The 12,642-nt window shown below is 65.9% G+C and carries 13 protein-coding genes; 11 read left to right on the top strand and 2 right to left on the bottom strand.

The annotated features are described in order from the left end of the window. Positions 1 to 177: 177 nt before the first annotated feature. The 9 genes from G394_RS0110725 (at position 178) to dapA (ending at position 9,043) form a co-directional block, all read left to right on the top strand. Positions 178 to 1,182: a PilZ domain-containing protein gene (locus G394_RS0110725; protein ID WP_156902572.1), complete on the top strand. Its 1,005-nt coding sequence runs from the start codon at positions 178 to 180 to the stop codon at positions 1,180 to 1,182. A 51-nt stretch (positions 1,183 to 1,233) separates the two neighbouring features. Next, positions 1,234 to 2,049 carry a hemolysin family protein gene (locus G394_RS0110720; protein WP_028577653.1) on the top strand — a complete coding sequence of 272 codons (816 nt, stop codon included), beginning with the start codon at positions 1,234 to 1,236 and terminating at the stop codon, positions 2,047 to 2,049. Then, on the top strand, positions 2,006 to 3,568 hold the full coding sequence (gene lnt, locus G394_RS0110715) for an apolipoprotein N-acyltransferase (RefSeq protein WP_051307114.1): 1,563 nt from the start codon (positions 2,006 to 2,008) through the stop codon (positions 3,566 to 3,568). Before G394_RS0110720 ends, lnt begins: the two co-directional genes overlap by 44 nt. Before the next feature lie 13 nt (positions 3,569 to 3,581). Beyond that, positions 3,582 to 4,692, top strand: a protein-coding gene (prfB, locus tag G394_RS18825; RefSeq protein WP_211226254.1) for a peptide chain release factor 2 whose coding sequence is annotated in 2 segments (ribosomal slippage) — positions 3,582 to 3,656 and positions 3,658 to 4,692 — 1,110 coding nt in all. Because the reading frame shifts where the segments join, the coding sequence is not laid out codon by codon here. Beyond that, positions 4,679 to 5,533 (top strand): GGDEF domain-containing protein, encoded by an 855-nt coding sequence (locus G394_RS18820; protein ID WP_051307113.1) that lies wholly within the window; start codon positions 4,679 to 4,681, stop codon positions 5,531 to 5,533. Before prfB ends, G394_RS18820 begins: the two co-directional genes overlap by 14 nt. 1 nt (position 5,534) lies before the next feature. Then, positions 5,535 to 6,341, top strand: coding sequence for a MinD/ParA family protein (locus G394_RS0110700; RefSeq protein WP_028577651.1), 807 nt, complete (start codon positions 5,535 to 5,537; stop codon positions 6,339 to 6,341). An 8-nt stretch (positions 6,342 to 6,349) separates the two neighbouring features. Beyond that, positions 6,350 to 7,201, top strand: coding sequence for a UshA-like (seleno)protein family 2 (locus G394_RS0110690; RefSeq protein WP_425387235.1), 852 nt, complete (start codon positions 6,350 to 6,352; stop codon positions 7,199 to 7,201). Between the two features lie 75 nt (positions 7,202 to 7,276). After that, the gene (gene dapF, locus G394_RS0110685; protein WP_028577649.1) at positions 7,277 to 8,116 is read left to right on the top strand and encodes a diaminopimelate epimerase; all 840 of its coding nucleotides are present in this window, start codon (positions 7,277 to 7,279) and stop codon (positions 8,114 to 8,116) included. 48 nt (positions 8,117 to 8,164) lie between these two features. Continuing rightward, positions 8,165 to 9,043: a 4-hydroxy-tetrahydrodipicolinate synthase gene (gene dapA, locus G394_RS0110680; RefSeq protein ID WP_028577648.1), complete on the top strand. Its 879-nt coding sequence runs from the start codon at positions 8,165 to 8,167 to the stop codon at positions 9,041 to 9,043. Positions 9,044 to 9,120: 77 nt separating this feature from the next. Here the strand turns inward: dapA and pyrR are convergent, their stop codons facing one another. Continuing rightward, complete coding sequence (gene pyrR / locus G394_RS0110675) at positions 9,121 to 9,651, bottom strand: bifunctional pyr operon transcriptional regulator/uracil phosphoribosyltransferase PyrR (protein WP_028577647.1); 531 nt, start codon at positions 9,649 to 9,651, stop codon at positions 9,121 to 9,123. A gap of 104 nt (positions 9,652 to 9,755) precedes the next feature. On the opposite strand from pyrR, the gene G394_RS0110670 reads away from it, so the two are divergent. Continuing rightward, complete coding sequence (locus G394_RS0110670; RefSeq protein ID WP_028577646.1) at positions 9,756 to 10,886, top strand: SPFH domain-containing protein; 1,131 nt, start codon at positions 9,756 to 9,758, stop codon at positions 10,884 to 10,886. A 2-nt stretch (positions 10,887 to 10,888) separates the two neighbouring features. Then, positions 10,889 to 12,106, top strand: a complete 1,218-nt coding sequence (locus tag G394_RS0110665; protein ID WP_028577645.1) for a TFIIB-type zinc ribbon-containing protein — start codon at positions 10,889 to 10,891, stop codon at positions 12,104 to 12,106. A gap of 105 nt (positions 12,107 to 12,211) precedes the next feature. Here the strand turns inward: G394_RS0110665 and G394_RS0110660 are convergent, their stop codons facing one another. Continuing rightward, on the bottom strand, positions 12,212 to 12,628 hold the full coding sequence (locus G394_RS0110660) for a response regulator (protein ID WP_169725553.1): 417 nt from the start codon (positions 12,626 to 12,628) through the stop codon (positions 12,212 to 12,214). Between the last annotated feature and the right edge of the window lie 14 nt (positions 12,629 to 12,642).

Raw genomic sequence — 12,642 nt, 5'->3', positions numbered from 1 at the left:
CGGACAGCGGACGAATCCGGAGGACGGCCGGATGGCCTCTTTCTCTTCGGCCGACCTTCATGTAGACGATGAAGACGTGTCCATGGGCGAAAAGCCGGACCGCCGTCCGGAACAACCTCCACCGAGCTTGAAACGATGATCGACCTCAACTTTCTCCAGGCCTCGACAGACGGCCTGATGCGACAGTTTCCCGCCAACGCGATGGAACCCGGCGGGCACCAGCCGGAGGGCAGCTTCCTCATGACCACGGCGGCGCTGGTGGCGGCGGCCTTCCTGGGCTACGCCCTGTGGCGGCGTCGCGGGGGTGCGAACGGCGGAAGGCAGCGGTCCGGGATCACCACGGCCCCGCGAGAAATCTCGGCCATCCTCGAACAGGCCCTGCTCATGCGCAGCCGCGTGGACGCGAGCTTCCACCCCATCGCCGCCTCCCGCCAGACCATCTCCTGTTCCCTCGTCGATCTCGCCCCCGACGGCGTCACCCTCGAGATGCCGCTGGGCGTGACGCCGTCGTCCAGCTGGATCGGCAGGCTCATGGCCTGCTACTTCCGCATCCCGCGCGAAAACAGGGAACCCTATTTCTACACCTTCGTGTCCGAGGTGAAGGCCGTGCACCGCAAGGGGGAGTTCCATCATCTGGTGCTCGAAATCCCGCCCAGGGTGGAACTCGGCCAGAAGCGCCGCCACCTGCGCCTGGAACTGCCGCCGCGCGACATCAAGGATTTCCGGGTCTGGCCCGCCGCCGAGGACGGTTCCTTTCATTTCGAGCCAGACCCGCAGAAATGGCCCGCGCCCCTGGCCACGTACATCCGCGGCGAGCACGCCGGGATGCACGTGCTGGATCTCTCGGGCGGCGGCATCAAGCTGTCCTTCGACCCGACGCGTTACGCGGGGCTGGAGGATTTCGTGTCCAAGCACCCCGTGCTCTTCATGCGCCTGGAGCTCGAACCCGTCGGCGGCCTGTCCGTCCCCCCCTACTTCCTGGCCGCGCGCCTGCGCACCAAGACGCAGGACCTGGACAACGGCCAGTACATGCTCGGCTACGAGTTCGTGGAGTGCTGCTCCTCGGACGGCAGCGAGACCATCGACTGGGTCAAGATCGAGCCCGAGAACGGCATCGACGAGCTGGTCACCTGGGTTTTCAAGCGGCATCTGGAGCTTTACCGGGAACGCGAAATCGTTTAGAGGCCAGACGTTTTTCACTCTGAAACCTGATTTTGGGAGGACGACGTATTTATGGATGAGGGCTCGGACAGTCGACTTTGGACCGCGCTACGGCGCCTCTTCTCGCGCAGGGGTGAATGCCATCTCGAAGAGGCGATCCAGGAGGCCAAGAACGACGGCGAACTGCAGAACGACGAAATGTCCATGCTTCTGAACGTGCTGCAGCTCGATGACAAACAGGCATACGAAATCATGATCCCCCGCACGGATATCGTCTGCGCGGAAATCGACGAGACGATCACCGAGGTCGCCACGAAATTCTTCGAGAGCGGGCACTCGCGCATGCCCGTCTACAAGGAGACCAAGGACCAGATCGTCGGCATCCTGCACTGCAAGGAACTCCTGCGCTTCTTCGTGGGCGCCGAGCACCCCGAAAGCATGAGCGAGGTCCTGCGTACCCCCTATTTCATCCCGGAGACCAAGAACGTCAAAAACATCCTCCTGGACTTCCAGACCAACAAGCAGCACATGGCCATCGTCCTGGACGAGTACGGCGGAACAGCCGGCCTGCTGACCCTGGAGGACGTCCTGGAGGAAATCGTCGGCGACATCGAGGACGAATACGACCCCGTCCGCCCCGAGGAAATCCAGCCCGCAGAGGACGGTTCCTATCTCGTTTCCGGACGAACGAGCCTGGAGGACCTCTTCGAGGAATGCTCCATCCGGCTCGAGTCCGAACAGGTCGAGACCGTCGGCGGATACATCAGCGAACAGCTCGGCCGCGTCCCCGAAGCCGGCGAATCCCTGGAGCTGCAGGGTCACACGTTTCTCATCAAGGAAGCCGATGTCAAACAGATCCAGTGGGTTCTCGTCACCAAGCCGTCCTGATTCCTTCCTGTACCGTTTCGGACCGGCGGGCCTGGCGCTCATCGGCGCGTGGTTCGGCTTCGCCAACCCCCTGGCGCATTTCCCGCCGGCAGTCCTGCTCCTGCCGGCGGCCCTGATCCTCGCGACGTCCAGGGCGCGGGGCTACGGCCACGCCTTCCGCACGGGCCTGCTGACCGCGCTGCCCGGGTACGCGGCCAGCCTCTACTGGCTGGCCATTCCGGTCCACGACTTCGGCGGCCTGCCCTGGGCCCTGGCCCTGCCCTGCCCGGTCCTTGTCGGCGCCGTGCTGGCCGCCTACGCCGGGCTCTTCTGCGTGGCCATGTACGTGGTCCGCACGCGGCTGCACACGCCCCTGGCCGTGCTGCTGGGCGGGCTCCTCTGGGCGTCGCTGGAACTGGCGCGCAACCATCTCCTGACGGGCTTCCCCTGGATCACCCTGGCCTCGGCCCTGGCCCCGTGGCCGGCGACGCTGGGACTGTCCGCCTGGATCGGCGGCTTCGGCCTGTCCGGAGTCGTCGCCGCCATGGGGCACGTCCTGGCGTCTGGTCGCCTACGCACCGGCCTGGCCTTCCTGCCGCTCCTGGCCCTGTGCCTGCTGCCGGCCTACCTGCGCACGCCGGCCGAACCCGTGGGCACGGCGTCGGTCGGCATGATCCAGGGCAACATCGACCAGAGCCTCAAATGGGACGAAAGCCTGCAGGCCTCGATCCTGTCGACCTACGTGAAACTCACCCGGGAAGCTGTGGAACGCAGCGCTCCGGATCTCGTCGTCTGGCCCGAGACAGCCATGCCGTTCTATTTCCAGGATCCGTCGGACTTCTCCACCGCCGTGCGTGCAGCCGTGAAGCAGGCAGGCGTGCCGCTTCTGGCCGGATCCCCGGCCTACTCCGTGCCCACGGAGCCCGGCGCCCCCCAGTTCGTGCTGCACAACCGCGCCTACCTGCTGAACCGGGGGGGCGAGGTCGTCTCCTGGTACGACAAGGAGCACCTGGTGCCCTTCGGCGAGTACGTACCCCTGGGTGAGTGGCTGCCCTTCATCACCAAGCTGGTGCCGGGACAGTTCGAGTTCCGGCCGGGCATCAACTCCGCGCCCCTGTCATCGGGCACCATGGCCATGGGCCTTCTGATCTGCTACGAGGCCATCTTCCCGGAACTGGCCCAGGCCAGGGTCGAGGCAGGGGCCAACGTGCTCGTCAACATCAGCAACGACGCCTGGTTCGGGCGCTCCTCGGCCCCGCTGCAGCACCTGCACATGGCCGTGCTGCGCGCCGTGGAGCAGAACCGCGCCATCATCCGCGCAACGAACACGGGAGTGAGCGTCGTCATCGGCCCCGACGGGAGCCTCAAGGGAGCCTCGGAACTTTTCGCCACGCTGGTTGTGCACGACCCGGCCGTGCCGCTCTTGACAGAGACGACCTTTTACCACGAGCATATGCTTTTGATCCACACCACCTTCCCCATCCTGGGCCTGGTCCTGCTGACCCTGGCCTGGCTCAAGTGGGGCAGAAAACGACACTGATCGGACACACACCATGTTGCAATATTCGGAACTCAAGGCCAAGGCAGCCCAGCTCGACGAACGCTTCACCGACTTCTGGAGGCGTCTTTGACCTTCGCGGCCACAAGGAGCGCCTGGCGCAGATCGAAAAACAGCTCTCCACGCCCGGAGTCTGGGACAAGCCCGACCTGCTGACCCCGGTCCTGCAGGAGAAGACCCAGCTCGAAAGCCGCGTGGGTGAATGGGAAGACCTGGCCCGCGCCCGCGACAACGCCCAGGAGTGGTTGGAAATGGCCGCGGCCGAGCAGACCGAGGAGATGCTCCACGCCCTGGAGGACGCCCTGACGGAAATGGAGTCCAAGCTCGAAGGGGCGCAGATGCGCACCCTGCTGAGCGACCCCGAGGACGTCAGCGAAGCCATCCTGGAGATACATCCCGGCGCCGGCGGCACCGAGTCCCAGGACTGGGCGGAGATGCTCCTGCGCATGTACCGCCGCTTCGCCGAGCGCACGGGCTTCAAGGTCGAACTCCTCGACCTGCTGCCCGGCGACGAGGCCGGCGTGAAGAGCGTGACCCTGCACATCCACGGCCCCTACGCCTACGGCCAGCTCAAGGGCGAGAAGGGGACGCACCGCCTGATCCGCATCTCGCCCTTCGACTCCAGCGGCAGGCGGCACACCTCCTTCGCTTCGGTGGACGTCTACCCCGACGCGGGGCAGGACATCGAGATCGAGGTCCGCGACGAGGACATCCGCGTGGACATATTCCGCTCCAGCGGACCCGGCGGTCAGTCCGTCAACACCACGGACTCGGCCGTGCGCATCACGCACATCCCCACGGGGCTGGTGGCCCAGTGCCAGAACGAGAAGTCCCAGCACAAGAACAAGGAGGCGGCCATGAAAGTCCTCAAGGCCCGCCTCTACGAACTGGAACTGCAGAAGATCGCGAGCGAACGGCAGGCCGAGTACGTGGCCAAGGGCGCCATCGCCTTCGGCTCCCAGATCAGGACCTACACGCTGCAGCCCTACCGGCTGGTCAAGGACCACCGCACGGGCACGGAGACGAGCAATGTCGACGCGGTGCTCGACGGCAACATCGACGCATTCATCCACAATTACCTCCTCCACCTCCATGCTTCTGCCTGACCTGCCCTCGGACGAGGCGCTCCTGGGCGAACTGGAGACCCTGGAACGGGAGCTGCGGCTGCACGCCACGAGCGGGGACGTCTCGGCCCTGGTCCGGCTGATCCGCTCGGACCCGGCCTGGCCCCAGGTGCTCAGGCGCAAACGGATGGAGCAGTGGTTCGTACTGCCCCTGAACGACGGCGCGTACCCCGCGCTAGCGGAACTCAAGCGGCACATGGAGGAACTGGCGACCTTGCAGGGCCAGGACCCTTTGACCGGACTGGTCAACCGCCGGGGATTCGACCAGGCCATGGCCCTGGAGGTGGAGCGCAGCGGCCGATTCAGAACGCCGCTGACGCTGTGCGTCATGGACCTCGACGACTTCAAGGCCGTTAACGACACCTACGGCCACATCTGCGGGGACACGGTGCTGAAGGCCATCGCTTCGGTCCTGCAGGCCGAGACGCGCCTGATCGACACGACGGCCCGCATCGGCGGCGAGGAGTTCGCCATTCTCCTGCCCGGAACAGGTCTGCTCCGGGCCTGCAAACTGATGGAGCGGATTCAGGCCGCGATCATCTCGTCCCGAATCCACTGCGGCGATGCGGCGCTGTCCGTGACCATGTCCATGGGCGTGGCCAGCTATCGCGGCCGGCAGGTCCCGGACGCGACCCTCTTGATGGAGGAGGCGGACCAGGCCATGTACCGCGCAAAGCGGGCGGGCAAGAACCGCATCGAGACCGCCCCGATTCTGGACCTCTCCCTGGGCGAGGACCGCTCCCTGGTCCACCAGAACGAGAAGCGCTTCCTTTTCTCCTCATTCTTCGCTCCGTCCCCGCAAACCGGGGAGGACAGGGACTGACATGACCGACTCGAACAAGACTTTCAGCATTTCCGTGGCCAGCGGCAAGGGCGGCGTGGGCAAGACCAACCTGACACTGAACCTGGGCTTCGCCCTGCACGAACTGGGGCAGACCCTGGTCCTGCTGGACGCGGACCTGGGCCTGGCCAACCTCGACGTCCTGCTGGGCCTTTCACCTGAGAAGAACATCCAGGACCTCCTGGCCGGCACGAGCGCAGAGAGCGTGGTCGTGCCCCTGGCCAAGGACGGGTTCGTCTTCCTGCCGTCGGCCTCGGGCGTGGCCGAACTGGTCGAACTGGACGAGGACGTGCAGAGTCTGCTCCTGGACAAGCTCGACGCGCTCTTCCGGCAGTACGACTTCCTCCTCCTGGACCTCGGGGCGGGCATCAGCCCCACGGTGCTGTCCTTTGCGGCCATGCCGCAGGAGCGCATCGTGGTCATCACGCCCGAGCCCACGTCACTGACGGACAGCTACGCCCTCATCAAGGTGCTCTGCACCCAGCATCAGATTCGCAACTTCCAGATCGTCGTCAACATGGCGGAGTCCGACAAGGAGGCCAAGAACGCCTTCACCCGGCTGTCCCAGGCCTGCGAGCATTTCCTGAACCTGCCCGTCAACTTTCTTGGCGCGGTCCACCGCGACCCCATGGTCACGGAATCCGTGCGGCACCAGGTGCCACTGCTCAAATTCGCCCCCAACTGCCAGGCCGCCCAGGACATCCGCGAGATCGCCCGCAAGATTCTGGAGCGCCGCGACCGGTTGCGGGACCTCATCTCCCGCAGCCCCATCCTCAAATCAAACATGTGAACACGCCCATGAAACACCTCCTCCTCGCTGCGCTGCTCATGGTCATGGCGGCCGCCCCCCTTTCCGCCACGGCCGGGACCGAAACCGCCCTGGTCTTCACCGCCAACACCTACGGCGAGCACTCGCCCTGCCCCTCCTGAGGGGGCAAGTCCTACGGCGGGTTGGCCCGGCGGGCCACCTTCTTCAAGACCGTCCGTGAGAACGGCGGCGCGGTGTTCATCGACGGCGGATACGAATTCGCCGTCCCCGGCACCGAGGGCGACCGGCATCCGGCGGCCGTGGAACAGCTCAAGCAGGCCTACGGCATGCTGGGTTACGACATCTTCCTGCTGAGCCCGGCCGACGCTGCTGTGCTGAACGGAACGAAAGTGCGCCCCGCGCGCACGTGGCAGGCCCCCCTCGACGAACCGGCCCTGGTCGAACGGAACGTGCCCGGCGGGCGGCTGGCCTTCGTCCTCTTCCCCGACTCGGGCAGGACCGACCCGGCCATGGAGGAGCGCTTGGTCGACTACGCCCGGAATCTGCGGGCCAAGGGAAAGTTCAACCTCGTCATCGGCGTGAGCACCTGGGGCGCGGCGCGGGAAAACGCCTTCATCGACAAGGCCGAGCCCGTGTTCGACATCATTTTGGGCTCGGGCGAAGGCCCCGGCTACTCGGGGCTGTACCTGCGGGACAACCGGGTGCTGTGGGTGCGCGCCTTCACCAAGGGCAAGAACGTGCACACCGTGACCATCCCCGCCCTGCCCGCTCCGGGGGAGAAGATCGTGTGGGCGCCGGAGCAGTCCGTCCGGACCCTGTCCCAGCCCCTGGGCGACAACATCGCTTCGGCCCCGGACATCCAGGCCATCTTCACCCGGTAACACGCCAATTTCTTGCATTTTCGGCCGATTCCCCCTAACGGAAAAGCAATAATAGATTGCCCCCAAGGATACGACATGTCCATTTTCTCCGGACCCACCCAGCCCTTCTACAAGATGCAGGGCAGCGGCAACGACTTCATCGTCATCGACAACCGCGCCCGCTCCATATCCCCCGACGCCATGCCCGGCTGGGCCAGGGCCCTGTGCCCCCACGCCTTCAGCATCGGCGCCGACGGCATCATCTTTCTCGAAGCGGACGACTCGGGCCGCGCCGCCACGCGCTGGCACTTCTTCAACGCCGACGGCTCGCGCGCCGAGATGTGCGGCAACGGCTCGCGCTGCGCGACCCTGCTGGCCTACCGCCTGGGCATGGCCCCGGCCGAGCACTTCATGCTCACCGACGCCGGCCCCGTCCACGCCAAGGTCTTCGCCGAAGCCGGCGAGGTCGAGGTGCAGCTGACCCCGGCCCGAGACCTGACCCTGAACTTCCCGCTGCAGCTCGGCGACGAGACCCGGACCGCCCATTTCGCCAACACCGGCGTGCCCCACACGGTCATCGTCACGGACGACGTGAAGGCCCTGGACGTCAGGGGCCTGGGCGCCAAGGTGCGCTACCACGAACGCTTCGCCCCGGCCGGGACCAACGCCAACTTCATCCAGGTGGTCGGCCCCGGAGAACTTCTGCTGCGCACCTACGAACGCGGCGTGGAGAACGAGACCTACGCCTGCGGCACGGGCGCCGCGGCCTCCGTGGCCGTGGCCCACGCCCTGGGCCTGTGCGGGGCCACGGCCCGCGTGACCACCTCCGGCGGAGAGGTGCTCGGGATCACCGTGAACGGATCGGACATTTTCCTGCGCGGCAAGGCCACCGTCGTCTACCAGGGCGAGTTCAGCCCGGCCGCCATGGGCCTCTAAAGCCCCCAGGCACACGCAACAACCACAGCCCAAACCCGGGAGGAAACGATGCAATTCAAAGGAGCCTTCACAGCCCTGGTCACTCCGTTCTCAGGCGGCCAGATCGACGAGGAAGCCTACCGGCAGCTGATCGAATGGCAGGTGCAGAGCGGCATCAACGGCGTTGTGCCCTGCGGCACCACCGGCGAATCCGCGACCATGAGCCACGAGGAGCACAAACGCGTCATCAGCATCTGCGTGGACCAGGTCAAAGGACGGGTGCCTGTCCTGGCCGGGGCCGGGTCCAACAACACGGCCGAGGCCGTGGAGCTGACGCGGTACGCCAAGGAGGCCGGGGCCGACGGGGCGCTGCTCATCACCCCCTACTACAACAAGCCGACCCAGGAGGGCCTGTACCAGCACTTCAAGCGCATCGCCTCCGAAGTGTCCATGCCCTTCATCGTCTACAACGTGCCCGGCCGCACCAGCGTGAACCTCCTGCCGGCCACCGTGGCCCGCCTGAACAAGGACATCAAGGACGTCATCGGCATCAAGGAAGCCACGGGCGACCTGAACCAGGTCTCCCAGGTACTCGAATACTGCGGCCCGGACTTCCAGGTTCTCTCGGGCGACGACTTCACGGTCCTGCCGCTCCTGTCCGTAGGCGGCTGCGGCGTCATCTCCGTGGTCTCCAACATCCTGCCGGACAAGATGAGCGGCATGTGCGCGGCCTGGTTCGCCGGCGACCTGCCCACGGCGCAGAAGCTGCATTTCGAGCTGGCACCCTTCTCGCGCATGATGTTCCTGGAGACTAACCCCATCCCGGCCAAGACCTCCCTGGCCCTCATGGGTCGCATCAAGCTGGAGCTGCGGCTGCCGCTGGTGCCCATGAGCCCGGCCAACGCCGATAGCCTGCGCGCCTTTTTGGCCGGCAAGGGACTCATCTAGCCCGGTCGTTTCCACGCAAAAAAGGCCGCCTTTCCCGCAAGGGAGGGCGGCCTTCGTTGTTTGCGGCGGAAGGGAGATCAGTTCAGCAGGACCTGGTCCAGGCCGTCGCGCTCCTTGAGGAAGACGTTGATCTGGCGGTCGCGCTCGGTGGACACGGTCTTGCCGGTGAAATCGGCCTGGATCGGCAACTCGCGGTGCCCGCGGTCGATGAGGACCAGGAGCTTGACGCACCGCGGCCGGCCGAAGTCGAGGATGGCCTCCAGGGCGCTGCGGATGGTCCGGCCGGTGAAGAGGACGTCGTCGATGAGGATGATGGTCTTGTCCTCGACGGGAAAATCGATGCGCGTGGCGTTGATGTTCGGGGTGGACTTGGACGTGGTCCAGTCGTCGCGGTAGAGGTTGATGTCCAGCTCGCCGCAGGGCAGGCTCTGGCCGGCGCGCTCCGACAGCAGGTTGCACAGCCTGGCCGCGAGGTCCGCGCCGCGGCGCTGGATGCCCACCAGGGCGATGGATTCGTGCTCGGGAACCTGTTCCAGGATCTGGCAGGCCAGGCGGTCGAGGCAGCGCTCGATGTCGGCCGCGGACATGATTTCCTTGCCGGTGTGCATGAAGACCTCCATGGATTGTGCCCTGTTCACTAAGGGTCCCAAGTTGTAATTGCAAGGGATTCGTCCTAAGGAAGCCCGATCGACACCGCAGCCACGGAGGGCCCATGGGCGCCAACAATGTCTTCTTTCTTGAACTCATCGAATGGTTTGACGACAGCGGACAGGAAATCGCCCGCCGCTTCCCCCAGGAAGGGTCCGGCGAGATCAAATACGGCGCGCAGATGGTCGTGCGCGAGTCCCAGGCCGGCATCTTCTTCTACAACGGCAAGGCCGTGCACGTCTTCGGCCCAGGCCGGCACACCCTCAAGACCGCCAACATCCCCATCCTGAACAAGATCATGGGCATCCCCTGGGGCCTGGAAAGCCCCCTGCGGGCCGAAGCCTACATGATCAACACCAAGGTCTTCGCGAACCTGAAGTGGGGCACGCGAGAGCCCGTGGCCTTCAAGGACTCGGAACTGGGGCTCATCCGCCTGCGGGCGTACGGCATGTTCAACATCCAGGTCGTGCAGCCCCTGCTGTTCATCAATTCCCTGGTGGGCACCATGGCCTCCTTCTCCGTGGCCGACCTGAGCGAGTACCTCGGCAAGGTCATCGTCTCGCGCTTCAACGACTTCCTCGGCGAGAACATGGACACCATCCTGAACCTGCCCAGCCGCTACGAAGAGTGGTCCGACGGCCTGCGCCAGCGCCTGCAGGATGATTTCCGGCGCTTCGGCCTGTCCCTGAACCAGCTCTACATCAATTCCATCACGCCGCCGCCCGAAGTCCAGAAGGCCATGGACGACAAGACCAAGCTCGGCATGTTCGAGGACATGAACAAGCTCATGCAGCTCAAGGCCGCCAGCGCCATGGAGAAGGCCGCCGCCAACCCCGGTGCGGCCGGGGATGCCATGGGCATGGGCGTGGGCTTCATGATGCCGGCCCTCATGGCCCAGGCCTTGCAGATGGCCGGCCAGACGGCGCAGGCGCCGCAGGCCCCGGGCCTGCAGTGCCCCGAATGCCACCAGCCCATCCGCCAGGACGACAGATTCTGCCCGTCCTGCGGCCATCAGCTCGTGGTCTTCGAGCAGTGCCGCGGCTGCGGCAAGAACCTCGCGCCGGGCACGCGCTTCTGCCCGCGCTGCGGCCAGCCGGCCGGGAACGCCCGCGAAACGGTCAAATGCCCGTCCTGTGGCCAGGAGAACCTGGCCTCATCCACGTTCTGCAACCACTGCGGTGAGCGCATGGCCTGAGCATGACCGAGGCCCTGCTCTCCCATCAATGCCCGCAGTGCGGCGCGCCGGTCGAGCTTGACGAAACGGACAGGATCTTTGCCTGTCCGTTCTGTCAGGTCCGCCTCTTCATCCACTCGGACGGGCCTTTCAGCTACTACATGAAGCCGCGCATCGAAAGCCCGGACACACTCGTCTACGTCCCGTACTGGCGCTTCCGGGGCAACGCCTTCGTCCTCGACCCGCTGGCCCTGCGCCACAAGATCCTCGATTCGAGCCTGCTGGCCGTGGACATGCCGGCCCTGTCCCCGTCCCTGGGCCTGCGCACCCAGGCCATGAAGCTGTCCTTTGTCGAACCGACCACGCCTGGCCTCTTCCTGGCGCCGGCCTTCGGCAACGGAGACTTCAAGGCCAGGCTGCTCAAGGCCGTTCCCGGCCTGGCCACGGCGTCCGGCCCGAGCCTCACGGCCTGCGTCGGCGATGTCATGTCCCTGATCCATCTGCCGGTCTTTCAAGGCCAGGACCTCGTGGATGGGCTGACGGGCAAGGTCCTCGGACCGGCCTGCATCGACGAGACCCAGCTCGAAAAGGCGGGCAGCCACCTGCGCTTCTCCTCGACGCTGTGCCCCCAGTGCGGTTGGGATCTGGTCGGGGAGCGAAGCAGCCTGGTCCAGACCTGCCCCCACTGCGACACGGCCTGGGAGCCCGGCCCCGAGGGCGGGTCGCGCGTCACGCCGCACTTCCTGCAGACGCCGGAGCAGCCTGCCCTGTACCTGCCCTTCTGGAACCTGCGCTTCCGCGCCAAGGGCTTCCGCCTGGAGACTTGGGCCGACCTGATCCGGCTGACCAACCTGCCCAGGGCCCTGCTGCCCTGGATGGAATCAACGGCCTTCTCCTTCCGGGTCCCGGCCTTCAAGATCAGGCCGGAACTCTTCCTGAACCTGAGCGCCCAGGTCAGCCTCTACCAGCCCGACGCCCCGGTGCTGGAGACGCTGCCGAAGACCCCGCTGCATCCCGTCACGCTGCCGCAGAAAGAGGCCTTCCAGGCCGTCCCCGTAGTCCTCGGCCGCCTCGCCCCGGCCCGCAAGAACCTCTTCCCCAAAATCCGGGGCGGCTCGCTGCACCCCCTGGAGGCGAGCATCGAATACCTGCCCTTTGTCGATGCGGGCCACGAGTTCATTCAGCCGGAGATGAACATGGCCATCCAGAAAAACGCCCTCTTCTGGTCAGCGACGCTCTGAAAAAAAAGCGCCCCGAAACGACTCCGGGACGCTTTCTCCATTTCAAGCCAAAGCGTGGCGTGACTGCCCGAGCTCACGGGCAGAGGCCGCATGGGGGCAGCGACGCTATTCCTCCGGGAAGACGGGCCCACGGGGGGCACGTCCCATCATCTTCGCGGCGTTGTGCAGCCGCAGCCGCACATCGTCGAGATCGTAGGGTCTGGAAACGTAGTCGTCGGCTCCGGCGGCGATGCAGCGCCGGATGGCGCCCACCGCCCCGCGCGGCACACCGCCCATGACAAAGGCGCCACGCAGGGACTCGTCGGAGCGCAGTCGGCTGAAAAACTCCTCGCAGTCCAGAAAGTCGGCGTGCCAGTCGGTCAGGACGATCCTCGGCTCCGCGGCGGCATTGAGCGCGGCCCAGGCCGTTTCCTCGGACTCCGCCACCGCGCAGTCGTACCCCCAGGCCCGCAAGGCCTTGACCAGCACATTCCGGGACAGGCACGCCTCCTCGACGATCACGATGATGGGCCCCTTGTTCACGCTCTCCTCCTGCA

The organism is Desulfomicrobium escambiense DSM 10707 (assembly GCF_000428825.1).
In the GTDB taxonomy this organism is placed as follows: Bacteria; Desulfobacterota; Desulfovibrionia; order Desulfovibrionales; family Desulfomicrobiaceae; genus Desulfomicrobium; species Desulfomicrobium escambiense.
This window is presented reverse-complemented; position numbering and strand designations above follow the sequence as displayed.